This window comes from Polaromonas sp. YR568 (assembly GCF_900116715.1).
Lineage (GTDB): Bacteria > Pseudomonadota > Gammaproteobacteria > Burkholderiales > Burkholderiaceae_C > Polaromonas.
The window spans coordinates 557,712-581,942 of the sequence record NZ_FPBM01000001.1 but is presented as its reverse complement, the minus strand read 5'-3'; the positions used below and the strand labels follow the sequence as shown (position 1 = coordinate 581,942).

Here is a 24,231-nt window from a genome sequence, read left to right as displayed (position 1 = left end):
TCCGCCGGCCGGGTGCTTAAGCGCCCAGGCTCTGGCTGCCCGATGCCGCGTGGCTGAAGTAGCGGCGGCTCAGGGTGTCCGACAGGTCTAGCGCCGCGTCGCAGCATTGGTCGAGCAGCTGGATCAAATGCACATAGTGGCGGCTGCCGCTTGCGGAGTCTTCATCGCCTTCACCGCCCTTATCGTCTTCGCAGGCGGACGAACCCTGGCACAGGTCCGCCAGCGCCCAGCTACCGGGGTCCGGCAGTTCCATGGCCAGGTCGGGCAGGTCGCCGGGTGCACTGCCTGCGAGTTTGGCCAGGCGCCCGCGCAAGGTTTGCACCACCCAGCCCAGTGAGCGCGGGTTGTCGCGGTCCAGCACCAGCAAATCGAGCAGCGCCGGGATGTCGCGGCGTTGCTGGTATTGCGCATGGAAGGTGATGGTGCTGTCGAACAGCGCCACCATGGCGTTGAAACCGCCTTCTTCAAAAACCGATCCGGTTTCAAAGCCGCGCACCAGCGCACCGGCCAGGGTGTTGAGCCGCTCGATGAGACGGCCCACGCTCAAGAGGCGCCAGCCGTCGTCGCGGGTCATGCGGTCGGTTTGCGCGCCCGTCATGGCCGAGAGAAAGCCGCTGGCCGATTCAAGTGCGCGCAGGGCTTCAACGGACGAGTATTCGAGCGGGTAGGCGGCGAGCGGGCTCTGGCTTTGACTCTGGCTTTGTGTGTGGCCCTGATGCTGGCTCTGGTGCTGGCTATGGCCGGCTGCACTGGCCGCACCGGCTGGAGTGACCGCGCTGAAAATCGCGCAGCGCTGAAAGAAGTCGGCCTCGGTGCGCACGATCATGTGCCACTGCTCTTGCGACAGGCGCTCACGCACGGCCGAGGCCGCGCTCTTGAGCGCCCGCAGGTTAAAGCCCACGCTGGCCGCCTGCTCGGTATCCGCCAGGTTGGCGATCAGGGCGCGTTCGAACACACGGCGCGCCTGCGTGGCCGGCGGCACGGTGTCCAGCACCAGTGCATTGCCGACCGCCATGCTGGTCAGCCAGGCGAGCAGGGGTTGTGAGGTCTGGTCTTCACCGCCCAGGCATTGCAGCGTGATTTGCGCCAGGCGCGTGGAGTTTTCAGAGCGCTCGGTGTAACGGCCCAGCCAGAAAAGATTTTCGGCCGCGCGGCTGGTGACGGGCGGGCGATGGCGCAGCGGCGCCGCCGCCCAGCCGGGCGCGGGTTGCTCAGTACGTGTGGATGTGGCGGCCCTGTTTTCAGACGGGTCACCCAGCACCCACACATCGGCGCTGCTGCCGCCGTGCTGCATCGACGACATGTTTTCGTTCTTGCCGGCCAGCCGTGCCAGGCCGCCGGGCAATACCTGCCAGGAGCCATTGCCGTCGGCCACGGCAAACACGCGCAGCATGGCCGAGCGCGGCGAAATCCGCTCGCCCTGCCAGGTGGGCGTCTGCGGCAGCGGCAGGTAGGACTGCACGGTGTAGTCCTCGCCGCGGCGCACGATGCGGCCGGCCCACTCGTCCAGCGCGCGGCGCGACAGCGTGTGGCCAATGACGGACTCCATGCCGGAGCCGGGGTAAGTCGGCTTGATCACCGAGTTCTTGAGCTGGCCCAGCACGTCCTGCATGACGGCCTGCTCGCCGCACCACCAGGTGGCCAGCGAGGGCAGGGCCAGTGTTTCACCGAGCAGATGTTCCGACAGCGCAGGCAAAAAGCCCAGCAGCGCGCTGGATTCAAGAAAGGCCGAGCCCGGTGTGTTGACCACCAGCACATTGCCGGCGCGTATGACCTGCAGCAGGCCGGGCACGCCCAGGGTGGAGTCCGAGCGCAACTCCAGCGGGTCGAGGAATTCATCGTCCAGCCGCTTGAGCAGCCCGTGCACCCGTTCCAGGCCACGCAGGGTTTTCAGGTACAGCTTGTCGTCGCGCACCAGCAGGTCGCTGCCTTCGACCAGCGTCAGGCCCAAAAAGCGCGCGAGGTAGGCGTGTTCGAAATAGGTTTCGTTGTAGGGCCCCGGGGTCAGCAGCACCACGCGGCTTTCTTCGTGGCTGTCGCCCGGGCTCATGGCCTTGAGGCCGTCGACCAGCGCCTTGTACGACGCAGCCAGCCGCTCCACTTTCATTTCACGGAAGGCTTCAGGGAACAGCAGGGAGATGGTCAGGCGGTTTTCCAGCAGGTAACCCAGGCCCGAAGGCGCCTGCGTGCGCTGCGACACCACCGACCAGCGGCCGTCAGGGCCGTGGGCGATGTCGAAAGCGGCAATGTGCAGGTAGGTGCCGCCCGCAGGCTGCACACCCTGCATGCCGCGCAAATAGCCGGGGTGGGCATGCACCAGTGCACTGGGCAACAGGCCTTTGGAGAGCAGCTCCTGCGGGCCGTAAATGTCAGCCATCACACGGTCCAGCAGGCGGGCGCGTTGCTGGATGCCGGCCTCGATGTGCGCCCAGTCGCCGGCCGACACCATCATCGGGAAGAGATCCAGCGCCCAGGGCCGCTGCGGGCCGTTGGCGTCGGCGTAGACGTTGTAGGTCACGCCGTTGTCGCGGATCTGGCGGCGCAGGTTGGCGGTGCGGTGGTTCAGGTCATAAAAACCGTCGGCGCCCAGGAAGTTAAAAAAGCGCGTCCATTCGGGCGACAGGGTGTCGTCGTCGGCGGATGGCGCATGGGCTTGCTGAGAGGGGGCTTCGGGCGCGCTGCCGGCCGCACGCAGCACGGGTTGTTGCGCCGGCGCGGCTGCTTCCGCAGGGCCTTCGGAAACCCTGCCCCGCAACTCGTCGAAATGCCCCGCCGACGCATGCGGCGCCAGCGCGGCGGCCAGGGCGCAGGGGGATTCAAGCGCCTGGGCGGCAAAAAGTGACTCGGTGTTATTTTCCACGTCTTGCAAGTATGCCTGCGGCCCGCGCCTCTCAAGGCGCAGCGCAGGGCGAATGCCTTGGCAAAGCGCTATTTATGCCGCCTCGGCATGCAAATGTTGCACCCATAAGACAGACTGATAGGGGCTGCCGGCGGGGCCCCGGAAGGCCTCTTCCTATCCTTCAACCTGCGCGTGAGTAGTCCATGACCCAGTTGGTGGTCCAGGTTTGGCCTGCGTCGGCCGAATGGGCTTGTTCCCAGCGCGGCTCAGGCGTGTCCAGGCACGACCAGATATAGCGCAGACGCACAGACTGGCCATTGACCGCGTCCGTGCCTTCAAACACGCCGCCGGCCTTGTCAAAACCACCGGTGACAGGAGGCTGCAGCAGGCCGTCGCGCGCCGAGACCCAGCGGGCGATCCAGCGCCCGGCTGCCAGGTCAAACAGGTGGATGGACAGGCCCAAGGGCACGCCTTGCGCATCATGCAACTCGTCGTAGTTGGCCAGGCCGCCAAGCAGCGGTTCGCAGGTTTGCCGGCCCTCAAAAACTTCCCAGTCATTTCCGTTCAGCGGTGACGTGAGCAGGCGGCGGTTGCGGACCTTCCAGCGCCCGAAAAAGAAATCAAAACCGTGATCGGCCGAGGGCAGCGGCTCGTACGCCGGCGGCGGGGCGTCAAGGCGCGTGAAAGACATCACCCAGTTGGTCTCCCAGCTTTTGCCCTCATCGGCCGAAAAAGCCTGCTCCCATTGCGGTGTGCCGCTTCGTGTGCCCGACCAGGTAAAGCGCACCCGCACCGGCTGGCCTTCGTGCGTGTCCACGCCTTCAAACACGCCCGTGCCGTCGGCAAAGGTGCCTCGGACCGGCGGTTGCAGCAAGCCGTCGCGCGGGTCGACCCAATAAATCTGCCACTGTCGCGCCTGCAGGTCAAAAAATCGCAGCGACATGCCAACCGGCCCGGCGCCATGGCGCAACTCGTCGGTGTTGCCCAGACCGCCTAGCAGGGGCTGGCAATACTGCGTGGCGTCAAAACTTTCCCAGTCGGTGCTGCCGAGCAAACGCTGGCGCAGGCGGCGGTTGTGGACCTGCCAGTGGCCGTGCAAAAAATCAAAGTCATGCTGACCTTGATCGGAGGCTATGACGGGTTGGGCGGCGGCACTCATGGCATTCCTTACGGTTAAAGCAGATGAGTGCAATGTAGAAGGCAATCAGGGCAGAACCCGCCCCGATTGAGCTTCAGCGTAAATCCAGCGTAAACGGGAACTCCCGGCTTGGCTGCGCCGGCGCCACGCGCATCTTGCCGGGCGTGTGGCCCATGCGGAAAAAGCGGGTCAGGCGGCGGCTTTCGGCCTCGTATGAGTTGACCGGCAGCGTGTCGTAGTTGCGCCCGCCCGGGTGCGCCACATGGTATTGGCAGCCGCCCAGCGAGCGCTCCATCCAGGTGTCGACGATGTCAAACGTGAGCGGTGCATGCACGCCGATGGAGGGGTGCAGCGCCGAAGGCGGGTTCCAGGCCTTGTAGCGAACGCCCGCCACATATTCACCAACGCGCCCCGTGCTTTGCAGCGGCAGCGCGCGGCCGTTGACGGTGATCACGTAGCGGTTGTCGTTCAGGCCCGTCACATGCACCTCGATGCGTTCCAGCGACGAATCCACATAACGTACTGTGCCGCCGGCCGAGCCTTCCTCGCCCATCACATGCCAGGGCTCCAGCGCGCTGCGCAGTGTGAGCTCGATGCTGTTGGACTTGACCTGCCCGATCAGCGGGAAGCGGAATTCGAAGTGCGGTTCAAACCAGGCCATGTCAAAGGCGTAGCCGGCTTCGCGCAGCTCGGTCAGCACGTCTTCAAAATCCATGCGGATAAAGCCGGGCAGCAGGAAGCGGTCATGCAGCTCGGTGCCCCAGCGCGTGACGCGCCCGTGGTAGGGCTTGTTCCAGAAGCGCGCCACCAGCGCGCGCAGCAGCAGTTGCTGGGCAATGCTCATGCGCGCATGCGGCGGCATCTCAAAGGCGCGCAGCTCCAGCAGGCCCAGGCGGCCCGTGGTCGAGTCGGGTGAATACATCTTGTCGATGCAGAACTCGCTGCGGTGCGTGTTGCCGGTCACATCGACCAGGATGTTGCGCAGCGTGCGGTCCACCAGCCATGGCGGCATGTCGGCGCCGTATTTTTTGCGGTTGTTTTCTATCTCGCGCAGGGCGATTTCGAGTTCATACAGCTGGTCGTTGCGGGCTTCGTCCACACGCGGCGCCTGGCTGGTTGGGCCTATGAACATGCCCGAGAACAAATAGCTCAGCGAAGGATGGTTGTGCCAATAGGCGATCAGGCTGCCCAGCACCTCGGGCTTGCGCAGGAAGGGGCTGTCGGCCGGCGTGGCGCCGCCTAGCACAAAGTGATTGCCGCCACCGGTGCCGGTGTGGCGGCCGTCGGTCATGAACTTCTCGGCTGACAGGCGCGTCTCATGTGCGATCTTGTAGAGGAACTCGGTGTGCTCCACCAGCTCGCCCCAGTTGTAGGCGGGGTGGATGTTGACTTCAATGACACCCGGGTCCGGCGTGACCTGCAGCATTTTCAGGCGCGGGTCGCGCGGCGGCGGGTAGCCTTCGAGCACGATGCTCACGCCCAGTGATTGCGCCGTGGCCTCCACCGCGGCCAGCAGGTCCAGGTAGTCTTCCAGCCGCTCCATGGGCGGCATAAAGACATAAATCGCGCCCACTTCGCCTCGGCCGGATTTGTTGGCCTTGCTGTCCGGGTCGGCCTTGGGTTTGTCTTTGGGGCCGTTGGCGCGGGAGGGGTCACGCACTTCGACGCAGAGCGCGGTGCGTGTGAGCCAGGCGGCTGACTCGAAAGGCTGGGGCGCGCGGTCGTTGTTGGGCATGGCTGTCTCTGCCGCGGCGCTTGCCGGCTTTCCATCCGCACCAGCATTGCCCAGCGGGCGGAACTGCAGGATTCGGCTGGCTTGCGACAGTGCGGTATTGCCCGTCAGGTAGCGCGCCATGTACTGCGCCAGTGAGCTGGCGCTGCCGCCGGCGGACGGGGCTGCCGGTGCGGCGCCCTGGGCTGCGGTAAAGCTGCCGTTGTAGCGCGCAGCCATCGCCGAGGCCGACGGCAGCTCCTGCCGCGGCGCAAACGGGTCGGCCTCGATCATGTAGGGGTAGTCTGTCTTCGACACCCAGGGCACCGAATCCAGCGGCAGGCGGTAGCCCATGGGCGAATCGCCCGGCATCAGGTACATGCGCTCATCGCGGAAGAACCAGGGGCCGGTCGTCCACTTCGGGCCGGCCAGCGAAGGCGAGGCGCCGGCGTTGCGTTGCTTGAGCTGCTCTTTGGTCTGCAGCGGCAGCACATAGCCCACCACCGAATCCAGGCCCTGCATGAAGACACGGCGCAGGCGCTCGCGCTCCATGGCGTCATCCAGCTTCGAATCAAAGGGGTCAACGTTGACCGGCAGCCGGCGTTCACGCCAGAGGTAGTACCAGGTGTCTTCATACCCCGGCGTGATGTAAGTCGTGGCCAGGCCCAGCTTGCCCGCCAGCGTTTGCACAAAGCGCTGTGCGTCGGCACTGGTGTAGTTGCAGGGCTGGCGTTCGTCGGCAAACAGGTCCGGGTTCTGCCAGATCGGCTGGCCGTCCTTGCGCCAGAAAATGCTGAGCGCCCAGCGCGGCAATTGCTCGCCGGGGTACCACTTGCCCTGGCCGAAATGCAGGAAGCCGCCTTCGCCGTATTCGGCGCGCAGCTTTTGCACCAGCTCGGTGGCGTAGCCGCGCTTGGTGGGCCCCAGCGCATCGATGTTCCATTCGGCCGCGTCGCGGTCGGTGGTGGCCACAAAGGTCGGCTCGCCGCCCATGGTCAGGCGCACGTCACCGGCGGCCAGGTCTTTGTCGACTTTTTCGCCGAGCGCCAGCACCTCTTGCCATTGCTCCTCGGTATAGGGCTTGGTCACGCGTGGTGACTCGTAAATGCGCTGCACCGCCATGTGGTGTTCAAACTCGACTTCGGATTTGTCGACACCGCCTTCTACAGGCGCGGCGCTCGAAGGCTCGGGCGTGCAGGCCAGCGGAATGTGGCCTTCGCCCGCCATCAGGCCCGAGGTCGGGTCCAGCCCCACCCAGCCTGCGCCAGGCAAAAACACCTCGCACCAGGCGTGCAGGTCGGTGAAGTCAGTTTCGGCGCCGCTGGGGCCGTCGATCGATTTGACGTCGGCCTTGAGCTGGATCAAATAGCCCGACACAAAGCGCGCCGCCAAACCCATGTGCCGCAGCAATTGCACCAGCAGCCAGCCAGTGTCGCGGCAGGAGCCGCAGGCCAGGCGCAAGGTTTCTTCAGGCGTCTGCACGCCGGGCTCCATGCGGATGGAGTATTTGATGTCCGACTGCAGGCTTTGGTTCAGGCCCACCAGGAAGTCGATGGTGCGCTTGGGCGTGCGGTCGATTTTTTCGAGGTAGCGCTTGAAGAGCGGCGTGGCCGGCTGGGTGGCCAGGTAAGGCGCCAGCTCACGGGCCTGCAGCGCGTTGTAGGCAAAGGGAAACTCCTCGGCGGCGGGTTCGAGAAAGAAGTCGAAGGGGTTGAACACCGCCATCTCGACCACCAGGTCCACCGTGACCTTGAACTCGCGCGTCGGCTCCGGAAACACCAGCCGGGCCTGGTAGTTGGCAAACGGGTCCTGCTGCCAGTTGATGAAATGCCCCGCGGGCTCGACCTTGAGCGAATACGAAAGCACCTGGGTGCGGCTGTGCGGCGCGGGCCGCAGCCGGACAACCTGTGGGCCGAGCTTGACCAGCCGGTCGTACTTGTAATGCGTGATGTGGCTCAGGGCAACGTGGATGGACAAGGCAGCCTCGCTTTAAAAAATGACAACACGGCCGCCACATCTTGCGGCCTGGGGAAACACGATGCGAGCAGCTTACCCGCATTTGGTGATGTTCTGAAAGCAAGAGCTGCGCCACGCATATTTCTCTGGCGCTTTAAGGCGCTTGCGGGCAGGGTTGCGGCCGGATAAACAACCTCGAAAAAAGGGAGGCCGCCTTGGCGCGACCAACATCAAGCGGGCCGTGGCAAAGCGCCATGAGCCCGGGGCCGGCCTGTGCCGGTTTCATCGCGGGCGTCGCCCTGCAACTTCAGCAACCGGCGCTATGGCCCGCCGCCTGGTACGTGGCTGTGGCCCTGCTGGCTTGGATGCCCATAGGGGTATTTCTGTTCTCTGCTGGTGGCCGAACGGCGTCCTGGCGCCGTGTTTGCCTGATGTTCACCGTTACCGCCTTGCTGGGTTTTGGCATGGCAGGCTGGCGGGCCGGGGTTTTCCAGTCTGCCGCGTTGAACCCGGCCCTCGAAGGCCGTGACATCGAGGTGACCGGTCGCGTGCTGGCGATGCCACAGCACGGCGAAGACGGCGTGCGCTTTCGTCTGGGCATTGAGTCTGCGCGGCTGGATGGCCGGGCCGTCACCTTGCCGCCGCAAATCCTGCTTGGCTGGTATTCGGGTTTTGCCGGGCGTGAAGCCGCCGCGCCCGCGCAGGACGCCGACCCCTTCGAGGCGGCGTTGGCCCTGCAGCGCCAGCCGCAAACCCTGCGTGCCGGGGAGCGCTGGCGGATGACGGTTCGGCTCAAGGCGCCACACGGCAACAGCAACCCGCATGGTTTTGACTACGAACTCTGGCTCTGGGAGCAGGGCCTGCAAGCCACCGGCTATGTGCGCGCCGGTGTGCATGACGCGCCCCCCGTCAGGCTTTCCAGCAGCTGGCGGCACCCGATTGAGCTCGCCCGGCAGGCGGTGCGTGAAGCGATCTACCAGCGGATTGAGAACCGGCAAATGGCGGGTGTTATTGCCGCGCTGGTGGTGGGCGACCAGAACGCGATTGAGCGTGCCGACTGGGATGTGTTCCGCGCGACGGGTGTAGCGCATTTGATGAGCATTTCCGGCCTGCACATCACGATGTTTGCCTGGGCGGCATCGCTGCTGATCAGCGGGCTCTGGCGAAGGTCGGCGCGCTTCACGCCCCGCTTGTGCCTGGCTGTGCCGGCCGGCGGCGCGGGGGCTGTGGGCGGGCTTTTGCTCGCCACCTTGTACGCGCTGTTTTCCGGCTGGGGCGTGCCCGCGCAGCGCACCATCTGGATGCTGGCCACCGTGATCCTGCTGCGGCAGGGCGGGCGGCAGTGGCCATGGGGGCAGACCTGGCTGCTCGCCATGGCGGTGGTGGTGGCGCTGGACCCGTGGGCCCTGATGCAGGCCGGGTTCTGGCTTTCCTTTGTGGCGGTCGGTGTTTTGTTTGCTACAGATTCAGGAGCGGCTTACGCTCATCAGCAAAGGGCTGAAGAGCAATTTGGCAGCCAGAATTCAGTAAAAAAAGGTTATTGGCGGCAGCGCCTGCCCGGCTGGCTGGCTGGCCTGGCCGGCGCCCTGCGGGAGCAATGGGTGGTCACGCTGGCGCTCACGCCCCTGTCGCTGCTGCTGTTCAACCAGGTGTCGCTGGTCGGCCTGCTGGCCAATGCCGTGGCGATCCCTCTGGTGACGCTGGTGGTAACGCCCCTGGCTTTGCTGGGCGTGCTGTGGGCGCCGGTTTGGCAGGCGGCGGCCTGGGCGGTGGGCGTGCTGACGCTCTTTCTTCAGTGGCTGGCGAGTTGGCCTTTGGCGTCCATCAGTGTGGCCGCGGCCCCGCTGTGGTGTGCCGTGGCCGGCGTGGCGGGTGGCGCTTTGCTGGCCACCCGGCTGCCCTGGAGCTGGCGCGCGCTGGGCCTTCCGCTGCTGCTGCCGGTGCTGCTGTGGCAGCCCGCGCGCGTGCCGCCCGGCGAGTTTGCGCTGCTGGCGGCCGACATTGGCCAGGGCAATGCGGTGCTGGTGCATACGGCAAGCCACAGCCTGCTTTATGACGCGGGGCCGCGCTTTTCGCGCGAAAGCGATGCCGGCCACCGCGTGCTGGTGCCGCTGCTGCGGGCGCTGGGCGACCGCCTGGATGTGCTCATGATCAGCCACCGCGACACCGACCACATTGGCGGGGCCGCCACCGTGCTGGCCATGCAAGCCCAGGCCCGCCTGATGAGTTCGATCGAAGAAACACATCCCTTGCAGGCTTTGCGCAAGGCCAGCCGCTGCATGGCCGGCCAGCGCTGGGAGTGGGATGGTGTGGTCTTTGAGGTGCTGCATCCGGCCGCGGCAGACTATGGAATTGCCGGCAACAAACCCAATGCCATGAGCTGCGTGCTGCGCATCAGCAATGGCCGGCGCACCGCCTTGCTGGTGGGCGACATCGAGTCGCCGCAAGAGCTGGCTTTGGCCACAGCCAACCCGGCCAGCCTGAAGGCGGACGTACTGCTGGTGCCTCACCACGGCAGCAAGACTTCGTCCAGCCCGGTGTTTCTGGACGCCGTGAAGCCGCAGTGGGCGGTGGCGCAGGCGGGCTACCGCAACCGCTTCGGCCACCCGGTGGATTCCGTGGTGGCGCGCTATGAAGAGCGCGGCATACGTCTGGTGAAGTCGCCGCAATGCGGGGCGGCTTCATGGCAAAGCCAGCAGCCGGAAATTTTTCGCTGCCAGCGGGAGGAGGGTATGCGCTACTGGCATCATGTACTTGTGCGCTGAAAATAAAGCAGGGCACACCGCCTTGGCGCAATATTGGCGCATTACTTGCTAAGCTACGTTAAAACAATGCCATGCGCATCACTTGCTGGAGAACGAGCCAATGAGCCGACCGATGTTTGACGAAATGAACGCCACGGAATCCAGCGTCCGTGAGCACTATCAGGGCTACCAGCGCTGGCTGGCCAAGCAGCCGGCCGATGTGATGGAGGCGCGCCGCGCCGAAGCCGAGATGATTTTCCGCCGCGTCGGCATCACCTTTGCCGTCTATGGCGCCAAAGACGAAGACGGCGCCGGTACCGAACGGCTGATTCCCTTTGACCTGATCCCCCGCATCATCCCGGCCCACGAATGGGCCAGCATGGAAAAAGGCCTGATCCAGCGTGTTACGGCGCTCAACCGCTTTATCCACGACGTGTACCACGGCCAGGACATCATCAAGGCTGGCGTTGTCCCCTCCGAGCAGATTTTCCAGAACGCGCAGTTCCGCCCCGAGATGATGGGCGTGGACGTGCCCGGCAATATCTATTCGCACATCAGCGGCATCGACATCGTGCGTGCGCCCAATGCGCAGGGCGAGGGCGAGTACTACGTGCTGGAAGACAACCTGCGTGTGCCCAGCGGCGTGAGCTACATGCTGGAAGACCGCAAGATGATGATGCGGCTCTTCCCCGAGCTCTTCAGCCAGAACCGCGTGGCGCCCGTCGCGCATTACCCCGACCTGTTGCTGGAAACCCTGCGCGGCATGGCGCCGCCCGCCACGGCCGAGCCCACGGTGGTGGTGCTCACGCCCGGCATGTACAACTCGGCGTACTTTGAGCACGCGTTTCTTGCGCAGCAGATGGGTGTTGAGCTGGTCGAAGGCCAGGACCTTTTTGTCAAAGACAACTTCGTCTACATGCGCACCACGCGCGGCCCCAAACGCGTCGATGTGATTTACCGCCGCGTTGATGACGACTTCCTCGACCCGCTGGCCTTCCGGCCCAACTCCACCCTGGGCTGCGCGGGCCTGCTCAATGTGTACCGTAGCGGCAATGTTTCGCTATGCAACGCCATCGGCACCGGCGTGGCCGACGACAAGTCGATCTACCCCTATGTGCCCAAGATGATCGAGTTCTATCTGGGCGAAAAGCCCATCCTGAAAAACGTGCCGACCTATATGTGCCGCAACAACGAAGACCTGCAGTACACGCTGGCCAACCTGAAGGACCTGGTCGTCAAGGAAGTGCACGGCGCAGGCGGCTACGGCATGCTGGTCGGCCCGGCTGCCACCAAGGCCGAGATTGAGGACTTCCGCGCGGCCTTGCTGGCCAACCCGTCAGGCTACATCGCCCAGCCCACGCTGAGCCTTTCCACCTGCCCGACTTATGTGGAGAGCGGCATCGCGCCGCGCCATATCGACCTGCGGCCCTTTGTGCTGAGCGGCAAGGAAGTGCAGATGGTGCCGGGCGGCCTCACCCGCGTGGCGCTCAAAGACGGCTCGCTGGTGGTCAATTCATCGCAAGGCGGCGGCACCAAGGACACCTGGATTCTGGAAGGGCCTTCGTCGCCCATTGCCTCGCAGTCTCAATCGCAGTCGCAGACCCAAGGAGGGAAATAATCATGTTGTCTCGTACTGCCGATCACCTCTTCTGGATGTCGCGCTACACCGAGCGGGCAGAGAACACCGCGCGCATGCTCGATGTCAATTACCAGACTTCGCTGCTGCCTCAATCAGCCGCTGTCGTGCAAGGCGGCTGGCAAAGCCTGCTGAGCATCAGCGAGCTGAAGCCATCCTATGCCGCCAAATACGGCGACACCATCAACCCGCGTGAGGTGATGGACTTCATGGTGCGCGACGAGCAGAACTCTTCGAGCATCGTCTCGTGCCTGCAAAACGCCCGCGAGAACGCCCGCGCCGTGCGCGGCACGCTGACCACCGAAGTCTGGGAAACGCAAAACCAGACCTACCTCGAAGTCATCCGCATGCTGCGCAACGGCGACTTCGAGCGCGACCCCGGCCAGTTCTTTGAATGGGTCAAGTTCCGCTCGCACCTGTCGCGCGGTGTGACGGCCGGCACCATGCTGCAAGACGAGGCTTTTCACTTCTTGCGCCTGGGCACTTTCCTGGAACGGGCCGACAACACCGCCCGCCTGGTGGATGTGAAATTCCACGCGGTGCAAAACGACTTTCTGGGCACCGACGGCGAGAAAGACCAAGAGTACGACTTCTACCACTGGAGCGCGATTCTGCGCAGCGTCTCGGGCTTTGAGGTCTACCGCAAGGTTTACCGCGACGTGATCAAACCCGAGCGTGTGGCCGAGCTGCTGATTCTGCGGCCCGACATGCCGCGCTCATTGCTGGCCTGCCTCAATGAACTCATGAGCAACCTCGCCATGGTGACCAGCGATACCAACAGCGAAACCCAGCGCCGCGCCGGCAAGCTGCGCGCCGACCTGCAGTACGCCCGTATCGACGAAATCCTTGCGACTGGCTTGCATGCCTTTTTGACGCAGTTCCTGGACCGCGTCAACGAGATCGGCGCGCACATCAGCCGCGAGTTTCTTGTGCCGGCTACGCATTGAGCCCCCACGTTCGCTCGCTGCGCGTAGCTCTCGAGGCCTTGCAGGCCGCGGCTCGCGAGACGCTTCGCCTCTGTCGCCCCTCCAAGCCTGCGCAGGCAGGCTTGGAGCCGCGGGCTCCAGCCCCTAGTGGGCGCTGCGCCTGCGGCCCGGCAAAGCCGGTTCCGCGGCCCCTGCTGGCCAAGACCCCTCTCTCGGTGACGCTGCAGCGCGGCCGTAGTGCGTCCGGTTCAGTATTTGCGCGAGCATGAAACTGCACGTCAGGCACATTACCGACTACCGGTATACGGAGCCGCTGCGCTATGCGCTGCAAACGCTGTGGCTCACGCCGCAGTCCGGCCCGGCGCAAACGGTGAATTTCTGGAGCCTGGGCGCACCTGAAAAACTCTTCACCCAGCGCGACGCCTTCGGCAACACCATCAGCTCTTACACCTTTGTCGGCAAGGTGGCTGACAACGTGCGCTGGAGCCTGGTCAATGCGGCGGGCGATGTTGAAACTTTCGGCGTGGCCGAGTTCAACGACCCGGAAACGCTGCCGCATCCCTACTTCTTTTTGCGCGCCACCCATCTGGCCGAACCGCACTTCGAGCTCGCCGAATTCGGCCGCCGTTTTATCCCGCAAAGCCTGGACGGCACCGCCAGTTTGCCCGCCTTGCTGGCTTTGAGCAAAGGTGTGGCCGACGCGGTGAGCTACCGAAAAAACAGCACCAGCGTGACCACCACGGCACTCGAAGCCTTCAAGTCCGGCGCAGGCGTCTGCCAGGACCAGGCCCATGTGATGGTCGCCATCTGCCGCAGCCTGGGTTACCCGGCGCGTTATGTCAGCGGTTACTTTTATGCAGCCAATGAGCCCGACCTGGCCAGCCACGCCTGGTGCGATGTCTGCCTGGACGTGGCCACGCGCCGCTGGGTCAGCATCGACGTCACCCACAGCTGCTTGATCGACGAGCGCCACGTGCGCCTGGCCATGGGCACCGACTACAACGCCTGCCCACCCATCAAAGGCGTGCGCCAGGGCGGCGGGGAAGAGTCGATGACGGTGGAGATTACGATTCAGCCGGTGTAATTTTCTGGTTGCACAATCGCAATACGTCCACGCATCACTTCATCGACATGCAGCAGGCCCCCTGGATGCCCATCGCCTACGCCGAAGCCGGCGTGCGCACATTTCCCCCTGGGCAGAGCAACCCCCGCGTAACCGAGTACCACTCACTCACCAACATTGCTGGCTATGACGACAAGGCCTCATGGTGTTCTTCGTTCGTCAACTGGACCCTCGCGCAGGCCGGCATTCCCGGCACCGGGTCTGCGCTGGCGCGTTCATGGCTGGAGTGGGGCGAACCGCTGAGTGAGCCCGTGCCAGGCTGCATCGCCGTTCTATCCCGGGAAGACCCCAAGGGCTGGAAGGGCCATGTCGGGTTTTTTCTTCGCGCAGATGCGGAGTATGTGTATTTGTGGAGCGGCAATCAGCTCGATGAAGTGCGCGAGCATTTCTATCCTTTGACAGCGGTGCTGGGCTATCGCTGGCCTTCGCAGATGCAGCCCCAACCGTCTGAGCAGGAGTAGACAGTGGTCACCTTGGGTTCGAGACTTCGATTTGTTGTTTCAGCTTTTATTGTCGTGGCATTGGTTGGGGGGGTTACCTTCATTTGTGTGTTGTTCGCGCTCAGGCCCTACAGCCTTGCCGGCATCTTTAATATCACGTCGCCAGAGGTGTGGCTGGCTGCCGGGCTTGCCACAACAGCGATGGTCGTATGCGTCTGGCGCCTGGCTCGCGGAAGTTCGGCACACGAAGAGTTCGAATTGTTAGCCGACGCGGCGTTGAAGAATGATCATCTTGGTTAGCTTCGCTCGCTGATCGTTTACATGAAACGGCGGCAGGAACGATGCTTTCGAAACCAGATGCTCAGGGCCTTACCCGCGCCGCCACTTCCCGCCCCAGCTCAATCACCGCCATCGCGTAATAGCTGCTCCAGTTGTAGCGTGTGATGGTGTAGAAGTTTTCGGTGCCTGCGACGTATTGCGGTGCGTCCTGGCCGTTGAGCAGTTCGATCAATGCGAGCGGGCCCTGGTGTTGCAAGGCCGGGCCTTCAAGCACTGCGCCCTTGGCGGTGAAGCTGGCCACGCTGAAGGTCGGCAGGATGTCCGGCGCCATCAGCGCATCCATGTCGAGGCGGCTTTTGTCAAAACTCACCGGGTAGTGCGTGGGCATGCCGGGCTGCCAGTTGAAGGCCTTGAAATAACTCGCGACCGAGCCGATCACGTCGGCGGGGCTGCCCGTCAGGTCGATGTTGCCGTCGCCGTCGAAATCCACGGCGTATTTGACCCGGCTGGAGGGCATGAATTGCGGCATGCCCATGGCGCCCGCAAAGCTGCCGCGCGCATCAAACGGGTTGGCCTCGAGCCGGTTTTGCAGGGTCAGGAACTGCTCGATCTCGCCCTTGAAGAATTCGCTGCGCTCTTTGGCGCGGGGGTGATTGGCCGGGAAGTCAAAGGCCAGCGTGGTGAGGGCGTCCATCACGCGGAAGCTGCCGGTGTCGCGCCCGTAAATGGTTTCAACACCGATGATGCCGACAATGATTTCGGCGGGCACGCCGTATTCTTTTTCGGCGCGCTCCAGGGTCTGCTGGTTCTCCAGCCAGAAACGCCTGCCGGCTTCGATGCGAACGGGGTCGATAAAGCGGCTGCGGTACACGCGCCAGTTTTTGACGAAGGTCTTGGTGGGCGGCTGCATGAGACGTACCACAGTGGCGTTGTAGCGCGACTGGCCGATGGCGTCGCGCACCCAGTCGGGGTCGAGGTCGCGGCGGGCGGCCAGGTCATCGGCGAACTGCATGGCCTCCGGGCGTGTCGAATACAGCGGGCCCTGCGTTTGCGCCGGCTTGGCGGCCGCGGTTTTTTTGGCGGATTTTGCCTCGCCGGCCCAGGCGGCACTTGCAAGAGCGGCAATCAATAAAAAGGCAAATCCGGCGCGTTGAAAAGGCATCAGGTGGTGCACTGGCGTGCAGGGTGTGGAAGTCGAGGTGAGAGCTGGCCCGATTTTAAGCGGGCCATGCCAGCCGGTCGAATTCCTGCCGGAGCTGATTCAATTCAAGCCGCCCGTCACCGGATGCGCTCGCATAGCGTTGCAGCTCCAGCCGTACCAGCCAGTCATGCAGGGCCTGGCCTTGCCCGCCGGGTCCGGTCCCGTACTTTTGCTCCACCAGCAGGGCCAGCTGGCGCGGCGATGTGGCTGGCGTGCTGGCGATGCCGGCCGGCGCCAGCCGCTTGCGCGCCCGCGCCAGCAGGCGCAGCCAGGGGTCATGCTGCGCGCGGTCCCAGAGTGTCCAGCCGGCGCCCAGCAGCGCCGCCCCAATGATGAGGCCCAGCAGGACATAACTCAGGTCTTCCCAGCTGGGCGATTCAAAGCCGATGTCCTTGAGCAGGTCAAGCTGCCTGCCCTGGGTGTAATTGAGGATCCACTGGTTCCAGCTGTTGTTGACGGCTTCCCAGAACAGGCTCATCTGGGCCAGCAGGGTGGGGCTGAAGGACCGCAAGGCCTGCGCCACCACACCGTCCGGCGCGGCCAGCCGCTCGAAGTCCCCGATGCGGGTCGGCGCGACGGCTGAGGTCGGATCCACCCGCACCCAGCCCTGGCCCGCCTGCCAGACTTCGGCCCAGGCATGCGCATCGCTTTGCCGCACCGTCCAGTAACCGTCCACCGTGTTCATCTTGCCGCCCTGGTAGCCGGTGACGATGCGCGCGGGAATGCCCATGGCCCGCATCAAAATCACGAAGGAGGAAGCGATGTGCTCGCAGAAACCCTGCTTGCGGTCGAACCAGAATTCGTCGGCCGTGTGGGTGCCGTAGACGCCGGGGCTCAGCGTATAGCTATAGCCGCCGGTGCGCAGGCGGTCCATCACGGCGCGCACGAGGCCGGCAGTGTCCGCGCCCGCATTGCGGGGGTCGCCGCGAATCTCATCGGCCAATGCCCGCGTGCGCGGATTGGAGCCTGAGGGGAGGTTCAGGAATTCCTGCAGGCCGGGAACGCGCTCCAGCGGCCCGTGCCTGAAGTTGACGTGGCTTTGCGCCTTATAGCGCACAAGATCAAGAATCGGGCGGTTCACCAGCCACTGCAAATCGGCCTGCATCAGGCTTTGGTACCCCGGCGGCGCCGGGTTTTGTGCGGCGGCCTCCATCACAAACAGCCAGGGGCGGGTGGTGGGCTCCAGCGTGACCTCATAACGGATGGGTTCGCCCAGGAGTGTGAGGTTGGCCGTCACGCCATAGCGTTCGGCGCTGTTAAAACGGGGCGGGCGCCATTGCTGTCCGTCGAAATCGGACATCACCGGGCCGCGGAAATACAGGTCTTGCTGCGGTGGCGGCGGACCTTCGAACTTGATGCGCATGGCTACGCTCTGGTCCAGCGCCAGTGTGGCAATGCTGCCCACCTGCATCATGCCGCTCAGGCCGCTGCGGCCCGTCATGGCATCGCCTGGCACACCCCACAGTGGGGCAAGCCGCGGAAAAAACAGAAACAGCACCAGCATGACGGGCGCGCCCAGCAGCGCCATCCAGCTGGCTGTTTTGGCGGCCTGTAACAGCGGCGGTTTGCCTACCGGCAGGTGGGCGTTCACCAGCATCGTCAGCAAGCCCAGCAGCCCGATCAGCATGCTGACGGCTGTGAGCAGCGACTGCGAATAAAAGAAATTGCTCAGCATGCAAAAAAAGCCGAGGAAGAAAACCACAAAGGCATCGCGCCTGGCCCGCAATTCAAGTGTCTTGAGCGTGAGCAAAACCACCAGCATGGTGACGCCGGCGTCACGGCCCAGCAAGGTGCGATGGGTTGCTACGGTCGCCGCGATAGTGAGGGCCAGCAAGGCCACCAGCCACCACTTGCCCGGCAGCGGGCGGGCCAGCAGCGCCAGACGGCCGCGCCAGATGAGCACGGCGCCTGCGAGCGCGCTGCACCACAGCGGCAGTTCATTTACTTGCGGCAGCAGCACCCAGGCGATCACCACCAGCAGGAACAGGGTGTCCCGGGCGTCGCGCGGCAAGGTGTTCAGGCGACTCAACATACCGCCAGCGCCTCCAGGCAAAGCCTTTTGTGCGCCTCGCCGCTGGCGGGCTTGATCTCCAGCGAGGGCAGCCTCAGGCCGTAGTCCAGCGAAAGTTTGTCGGCCATCAATACCCAGGCGCACAGGCGCGAAAGCTTTTGCTCCACACCGGCGGAGCCTGCACTCGAGAAGTCCAGCCAGAGCTCGTGCCGTTGGGCCTGCTGGGTGTCGCGCACCACGAGGCCGTTGCCCTGGCCATCATCTTTTGCGGCCTTTTTCCAGACCACCAGCTTCATCGGGTCGCCGCGGCGGTAGCCGCGCACGCCGTCGAATTCGCCGCTGCTTTGCGCCCGCAGGGCAGCCGCTGCGCCGCCGGAGCGGGGTTCGCCGGGCGGCAGCGGCGGCGGGTGGGCTTCGGGCGCCGGATAAACCAGGATCTGCGATGCCGGCCGCCAGACCGTCCAGACGCGAAAGGTGCCTAGCGGAAAACGTGTTTCGGCGGTGAGCGTGGGCAGCCTGTGCAAACCCCGCCGAGGTGGCGTAAAGGCCACCTGCACCACGCTGCTGCCCTGGGCGGGTACATCGGTCCAGGCCCAGTGCCGTTCGGTACCTTTTTTCGGGTCCACATCGTGCGGGTCGAGCACGCTCACGCCGATGCCGTGGCGCACTTTGCGCCCGGCGTTCGTGAGCTTGACGTCAAATATGGCCGCTGCACCCGCGTAATGGGCCTGAGGCGCTACCAGGTTCATGGCGAGGCCGCGCAGTGTTCCGTGACAGACATGCATGCCCACCAGCGCACTGCCGGCTAGCAGAAAGGTCAGCATGTAACCCAGGCTGAGCTGGTAGTTGATGGAAGCCACCAGCAGCGTCAGCAAGGTCACGCCCAGCATCCAGCCCGGCCGCGTCGGCAGGATATAGACATTGCGCTGGGTCAGCGTGACGCTGTCGGTAAACGGCAGCTTGCTTTGCCACCATTTCTGGAAACGCCCGCGGACGAAGGCAAAAGGGTTGGGGATGGATGCCAGGGCGGCCATAAGAAGCGGCTTTCGGGCGGATTTCAGGACATCAAGCCGTCAGGTATTCAAGGCAAAGGCACGGCATCAAGCATCGCCCGCACCTGCTCAACCGGGCCCCGGCCGGCGTCGCTGACCGGAATGAGCCGGTGCGCAGCGGTCTGCGGCAGCACGGCGGCAATGTCGTCCGGCGCCACGTAATCGCGCTTGCTGAGAAAAGCCTGCGCCTTCGCGGCCCGCATGATGGCGATGCCGGCGCGGGGGCTCAGGCCCTGCAAAAACCAGCGGCCTGAACGGGTTGCCGCCACCAGGTCCTGCAGGTAATTGAGCAAGGGATCAGCCGCGTGAATCTGCGCCACCATTTGTTGCAGCTCCAGCAGGTCGTGCGGCGTCAGCAGGGCCGGCAACTGCTCGACCATGTCGCGCCGGTCGGCGCCGCGCAAAAGCTCACGCTCGGCGGCGCGGTCGGGGTAGCCCAGCGAAATCCGCATGTGAAAGCGGTCCAGCTGCGATTCAGGCAAGGCGTAGGTGCCGAGCTGGTCGTGCGGGTTTTGCGTGGCGATCACAAAAAACGGCAGCGGCAGCGGGCGGGTTTCGCCCTCCACGGTGACCTGTTTTTCCTCCATGGCTTCGAGCAGGGCGCTTTGGGTCTTCGGGCTGGCGCGGTTGATTTCGTCGGCCAGCAGCACCTGGGCAAACACCGGCCCGGGGTGAAACACAAAACTTTCCTTCTGGCGCTCGTAAATCGAGACTCCGGACAAATCGCTGGGCATCAGGTCGGCTGTGAACTGCACCCGCGAAAACTGGAGGCCGAAAGACCGTGACAGGGCATGGGCCAGCGTGGTTTTTCCCACGCCGGGGACGTCCTCAATCAGCAGGTGGCCGCCGGCCAGCAGGCAGGCTACACAATCCTGCACTTGTGCCGGCTTGCCGACGATGACCGTGTTAAGCTGATTCAGGAGCGCTTGAAGTTTTTCTTTGACGTTCATGGGCGTCAACCATACCGTAATTTTTTACAAATTATTTCCCGATGAGCACGACTGGTTATTTCAGCCACCCCGATTGCCATAAACACGAAATGGGCCCCGGCCACCCCGAGTGCCCGGAGCGGCTTGACGCCATTGAAGACTGGCTGCTGGCCACCGGCGTCAAGGACGCGCTGGACACCCGCGCAGCCCCGCTGGCGTCAATCGGCGACATCGAACTGGGGCATGACCGCATGATGGTGGCGGCGATCCGCGGCCTGAGCGACAGCCTGGGCGACGACATCAATGCGGGCGGCCCGGCTTACGCGCAGATCGACCCCGACACCGCCCTCAATATTCATAGCTGGAATGCCGCCGTGCGCGCGGTGGGCGCCGTGCTGGCGGCCACTGACGCCGTGATGGCCGGGGAACTTGAGAACGCGTTTTGCGCCGTGCGGCCGCCGGGCCACCATGCTTGCCACAACCGGTCCATGGGCTTTTGCATCTTCAACAGCGTGGCGATTGCCGCCAAATATGCGCTGGAGCGCCATGGCCTCAAGCGAGTGGCCGTCGTCGACTTCGACGTGCATCACGGCAACGGCACTGAAGACATCCTGAGCGGCGACGAGCGGGCGCTGATGGTGGGCTTTTTTCAGCACCCGTTTTACCCTTATTCCGGCGCAAACAGCCACGCCGGCAACATGCTCAACCTGCCGGTGCCGGCTTACACCAAGGGCATGGCTGTGCGCGAGATGATCGAGGCCAGCTGGATTCCGCGGCTTGAAGAGTTCAAGCCCGAGATGATTTTTATCAGTGCCGGTTTTGATGCGCACCGCGACGACGACCTGGGCCAGATGGGCCTGGTCGAGCAGGACTACGCCTGGATCACCCAGCGCCTGAAAGATGTCGCCAGGCGCCATTCGCAGGGCCGCATCGTCTCGTCGCTGGAAGGCGGCTACAACCTCAACGCGCTGGCGCGCAGCGTGGAAGCGCACATTCGCGTCCTGGCCGATATCTAGGCGTACGGGGGCTTTGATGAGTGCCGCAACTGCCGATCTTTCGGCCCCCGTGCTTCATACCCAGGATGCGCGCGGCGTGCACCGCCTGGTGCTGAACCGGCCCGGCACTTTTAACGCCCTGAGCGAAGACGTGCTGGCGGCGCTGCAAGCCGCGCTTGATGCCATTGCCGTGGACGCTTCGGCGCGTGCCGTGGTTATCTCGGCGCAAGGCAAGGCGTTTTGTGCCGGTCACAACCTCAAAGACATGCGCGCCCGGCCCGAGCTGGCCTACTACCAGAAGCTGTTTGCCCAGTGCACCCGCATGATGCTCAGCATCCAGAAACTGCCGGTGCCCGTGATTGCGCAGGTGCAGGGCCTGGCCACCGCCGCGGGCTGCCAGCTGGTGGCGCAGTGTGACCTGGCCGTGGCGGCCGGCAACGCCAGCTTTGGCGTCAACGGCATCGACGTGGGGCTTTTTTGCGCCACGCCCAGCGTGCCGCTGGTGCGCAATATGCCCGCAAAGCAGGCCATGGAAATGCTGATGACAGGTGACTTCATCACGGCCGACGAAGCGCGCGTGCGCGGGCTGGTCAACCGCGTCGTGCCGCTGGATTCACTGGACGCCGAAGTCGAAAATCTTTTGCAGTCGCTGCTGCTCAAACCGCGCGAAGCGCTTGCCATGGGCAAGGCGCTTTTCTACCAACAACGTGAAACCGGCATCGAGGCTGCCTACCAGCTGGCAGGCCAGTCCATGGCCCTCAATATGGCCCATGCCGTGGCACAGGAAGGCGTGCAAGCCTTCATCGACAAAAGGAAACCCCAATGGCCGCCGGCGCCCTGACGAACCGCCCCCCCGCCCGTATCGAGACCCTGGACGGCTGGTTTACCGCATTGGCCCAGCCCAGCTCCCTGACGGAACTCGCCACGCTGATTGGCTGCGCGCTGCTGGCCTGGCTGGTGGTGCGCGTAGCGGGCCGCGCGCGCATGGCGGTGGACGGGACCTCCATCCTCTTCGGGCGGCGGGTGATTGACGGCGTGCTGTTTCCCTTGCTGCTGTTGTTTTTTGCCTATGCGGCGCAGGCGCTTCTGGCCAGAGTCTTTCCGCTGGCGGTGTTCAAGGTCGCCATTCCGGTGCTGCTGTCGCTCGCCGTGATCCGCCTCGGCGTCAAGGTGCTGCAGATCGCTTTTAAAGATGCGCCGGTTGTGCGCGCGCTTGAGCGCACCATCTCCTGGCTGGCCTGGATCGCCATGGTGCTGTGGGTCAGCGGCCTGCTGCCGGTGGTGCTTGATGAGCTGGACGACATCAAGTGGAAGGTCGGCAACACCAACCTGTCAGTGCGCACCATGCTCGAAGGCGCGGTGACGGCCGGGGTGGTATTGCTCATCACCTTGTGGATATCTTCGGCCATCGAGGCGCGCCTGCTGCGTTCGGCCACCGGCAACGAGCTTTCCCTGCGCAAGGCGGTCGCCAACGCGGTGCGCGCCGTGCTGATGTTTGTCGGGCTGCTGCTGGCGCTGTCGTCCGTGGGCATAGATCTCACGGCCCTGTCGGTGCTGGGCGGCGCGGTCGGTGTGGGCGTGGGTTTTGGCCTGCAGAAGCTGGCCGCCAACTATGTCAGCGGCTTTGTCATGCTGGCCGAGCGCAGCGTGCGCATCGGCGACAACGTGCGCGTCGACACCTTCGAGGGGCGCATCACCGACATCAACGCGCGCTACACCGTGGTGCGCGCGCCCTCAGGGCGCGAGTCCATCGTGCCCAACGAAATGTTCATCAGCACCCGCATTGAAAACCTCTCGTTGAGCGATACGCAGGTGCTGCAGTCCACCGTGATATCGGTGGGCTATGACAGCGACGTCGAGCTGGTGATGCGCCTGCTCAATGAAGCCGCGCTCAAGCAGGACCGCGTGATGCGCGACCCGGGCCCCGGCGTCAACCTGACCAACTTCGGCGCCGACGGGCTGGAGTTCACCCTCAATTACTGGATGACGGACCCGGAAAACGGCCAGCAAAACCTGCGCTCCCGCGTCAACCTGGCCATTCTCGAGTCCTTGCGGGCGCACGGCATCGACATTCCTTACCCGCAGCGGGTCGTGCACACGCGGGTGAGCGTTGTGGACGAGGCAAAAGGAAAAGAAGGCGCCAATGGCGGCAAAGCCGGAGATGCCACTCCGGCCGCCCCGGCCAAGCCGTCCTGATCGCACCTCTTTCCGCCTTTCTTTCATTCCAATTGACGCCTGAAAGACACCTGTAGGACAGGGGTTGGGCAGGATGCTCTAATTCCCTGTGTCCGGCCCTCTATAATGAAAAATAGAACGACCGTTCTTTTTCTGCCTGGTCCCTCTGGATACCCTCCGGCAACCAGTCCCGCAGCCCGCATCAGGGGCGCCGCAGCATAGAATGCAAAGCTTACGTTTACGTCAACGTCAATTCAGTCCCGATTTCGTTTCGATTTCAATTAGTACTCAATCCATCAACTCTGGAGTCCTCTCATGAAGGTCTTGGTTCCTGTCAAACGCGTTGTGGACTACAACGTCAAAGTCCGCGTCAAATCCGATGGCACTGGTGTCGATATCGCCAACGTCAAGATGAGCATGAACCCGTTTGACGAGATCGCCGTCGAAGAGGCGACCCGCCTGAAAGAAAAGGGCGTCGTGACCGAAGTCATCGCCGTCAGCTGCGGTGTGCTGCAGTGCCAGGAAACCCTGCGCACCGCCATGGCCATAGGCGCCGACCGCGCCATCCTGGTCGAAACCGCCGAAGAACTGCAACCCCTGGCTGTGGCCAAGCTGCTCAAGGCGCTGGTCGAAAAAGAACAACCCCAGATCGTCATCCTCGGCAAGCAAGCCATTGACGATGACTGCAACCAGACTGGCCAGATGCTGGCCGCGCTGCTGGGCTGGCCCCAGGCAACGTTTGCCTCCAAGGTTGAAGTCGAAGGCGGCACCGCCAAGGTCACGCGAGAAGTCGACGGCGGCCTGGAAACCCTCTCACTCACGCTGCCGGCCATCATCACGACCGACCTGCGCCTGAACGAGCCGCGCTACGTCACCTTGCCCAACATCATGAAGGCCAAGAAAAAGCAGCTCGACAACGTCAAGCCCGAAGACCTCGGCGTGGACGTCAAGCCGCGCATCAAGACCCTGAAGGTCAGCGAGCCGCCCAAGCGCAGCGCCGGCATCAAGGTGGCCGACGTGGCCGCCCTGGTCGACAAACTCAAGAACGAAGCCAAAGTAATCTAAGGACTGATGAC

The 24,231-nt window shown here is 64.1% G+C and carries 17 protein-coding genes; 10 read left to right on the top strand and 7 right to left on the bottom strand.

The annotated features are described in order from the left end of the window. Positions 1–16 precede the first annotated feature (16 nt). The 3 genes from BM408_RS02710 to BM408_RS02700 all read right to left on the bottom strand — a co-directional run bounded on the left by BM408_RS02710 (position 17) and on the right by BM408_RS02700 (position 7,665). Positions 17–2,860, bottom strand: coding sequence for a circularly permuted type 2 ATP-grasp protein (locus BM408_RS02710; RefSeq protein WP_254774684.1), 2,844 nt, complete (start codon positions 2,858–2,860; stop codon positions 17–19). A gap of 160 nt (positions 2,861–3,020) precedes the next feature. Then, positions 3,021–3,998, bottom strand: a complete 978-nt coding sequence (locus BM408_RS23130; protein ID WP_254774683.1) for a hypothetical protein — start codon at positions 3,996–3,998, stop codon at positions 3,021–3,023. Positions 3,999–4,071: 73 nt separating this feature from the next. After that, positions 4,072–7,665, bottom strand: a complete 3,594-nt coding sequence (locus BM408_RS02700; protein WP_092126603.1) for a transglutaminase family protein — start codon at positions 7,663–7,665, stop codon at positions 4,072–4,074. A 233-nt stretch (positions 7,666–7,898) separates the two neighbouring features. Between BM408_RS02700 and BM408_RS02695 the strand changes: the two genes are divergently transcribed. The 6 genes from BM408_RS02695 to BM408_RS02670 all read left to right on the top strand — a co-directional run bounded on the left by BM408_RS02695 (position 7,899) and on the right by BM408_RS02670 (position 14,813). Beyond that, positions 7,899–10,409 carry a DNA internalization-related competence protein ComEC/Rec2 gene (locus BM408_RS02695; RefSeq protein ID WP_092126601.1) on the top strand — a complete coding sequence of 837 codons (2,511 nt, stop codon included), beginning with the start codon at positions 7,899–7,901 and terminating at the stop codon, positions 10,407–10,409. A gap of 100 nt (positions 10,410–10,509) precedes the next feature. After that, positions 10,510–12,006, top strand: coding sequence for a circularly permuted type 2 ATP-grasp protein (locus BM408_RS02690; protein WP_092126599.1), 1,497 nt, complete (start codon positions 10,510–10,512; stop codon positions 12,004–12,006). Between the two features lie 2 nt (positions 12,007–12,008). Further along, complete coding sequence (locus BM408_RS02685) at positions 12,009–12,971, top strand: alpha-E domain-containing protein (RefSeq protein ID WP_092126597.1); 963 nt, start codon at positions 12,009–12,011, stop codon at positions 12,969–12,971. A gap of 244 nt (positions 12,972–13,215) precedes the next feature. Then, entirely contained in the window at positions 13,216–14,034 is an 819-nt protein-coding gene (locus BM408_RS02680; protein ID WP_092126595.1) for a transglutaminase family protein, read from the top strand. A gap of 8 nt (positions 14,035–14,042) precedes the next feature. Continuing rightward, positions 14,043–14,534 (top strand): TIGR02594 family protein, encoded by a 492-nt coding sequence (locus BM408_RS02675; protein ID WP_371326981.1) that lies wholly within the window; start codon positions 14,043–14,045, stop codon positions 14,532–14,534. Between the two features lie 3 nt (positions 14,535–14,537). Beyond that, complete coding sequence (locus BM408_RS02670; protein WP_092126594.1) at positions 14,538–14,813, top strand: hypothetical protein; 276 nt, start codon at positions 14,538–14,540, stop codon at positions 14,811–14,813. Between the two features lie 61 nt (positions 14,814–14,874). Here BM408_RS02670 and mltB read toward each other — a convergent pair whose 3' ends face one another. Genes mltB through BM408_RS02650 form a run of 4 tightly spaced genes read right to left on the bottom strand, consistent with a single transcriptional unit; the run spans position 14,875 to position 20,006 of the window. Continuing rightward, entirely contained in the window at positions 14,875–15,954 is a 1,080-nt protein-coding gene (mltB, locus tag BM408_RS02665; RefSeq protein ID WP_092127319.1) for a lytic murein transglycosylase B, read from the bottom strand. 55 nt (positions 15,955–16,009) lie between these two features. Continuing rightward, on the bottom strand, positions 16,010–18,025 hold the full coding sequence (locus BM408_RS02660; protein WP_092126592.1) for a transglutaminase TgpA family protein: 2,016 nt from the start codon (positions 18,023–18,025) through the stop codon (positions 16,010–16,012). After that, complete coding sequence (locus tag BM408_RS02655) at positions 18,019–19,038, bottom strand: DUF58 domain-containing protein (protein WP_092126590.1); 1,020 nt, start codon at positions 19,036–19,038, stop codon at positions 18,019–18,021. The genes BM408_RS02660 and BM408_RS02655 overlap by 7 nt, the downstream gene beginning before the upstream one ends. A gap of 47 nt (positions 19,039–19,085) precedes the next feature. Continuing rightward, complete coding sequence (locus BM408_RS02650; RefSeq protein WP_092126588.1) at positions 19,086–20,006, bottom strand: AAA family ATPase; 921 nt, start codon at positions 20,004–20,006, stop codon at positions 19,086–19,088. Positions 20,007–20,047: 41 nt separating this feature from the next. Between BM408_RS02650 and BM408_RS02645 the strand changes: the two genes are divergently transcribed. From BM408_RS02645 to BM408_RS02630, 4 genes are all read left to right on the top strand, one after another. Next, the gene (locus tag BM408_RS02645) at positions 20,048–21,001 is read left to right on the top strand and encodes a histone deacetylase family protein (RefSeq protein ID WP_092126586.1); all 954 of its coding nucleotides are present in this window, start codon (positions 20,048–20,050) and stop codon (positions 20,999–21,001) included. A 16-nt stretch (positions 21,002–21,017) separates the two neighbouring features. After that, positions 21,018–21,821: an enoyl-CoA hydratase gene (locus tag BM408_RS02640; protein ID WP_092126584.1), complete on the top strand. Its 804-nt coding sequence runs from the start codon at positions 21,018–21,020 to the stop codon at positions 21,819–21,821. Next, positions 21,803–23,176 (top strand): mechanosensitive ion channel family protein, encoded by a 1,374-nt coding sequence (locus BM408_RS02635; protein ID WP_254774682.1) that lies wholly within the window; start codon positions 21,803–21,805, stop codon positions 23,174–23,176. Before BM408_RS02640 ends, BM408_RS02635 begins: the two co-directional genes overlap by 19 nt. Positions 23,177–23,470: 294 nt before the next feature. Then, positions 23,471–24,220, top strand: a complete 750-nt coding sequence (locus BM408_RS02630) for an electron transfer flavoprotein subunit beta/FixA family protein (RefSeq protein WP_092126582.1) — start codon at positions 23,471–23,473, stop codon at positions 24,218–24,220. The last annotated feature ends 11 nt before the right edge of the window (positions 24,221–24,231 follow it).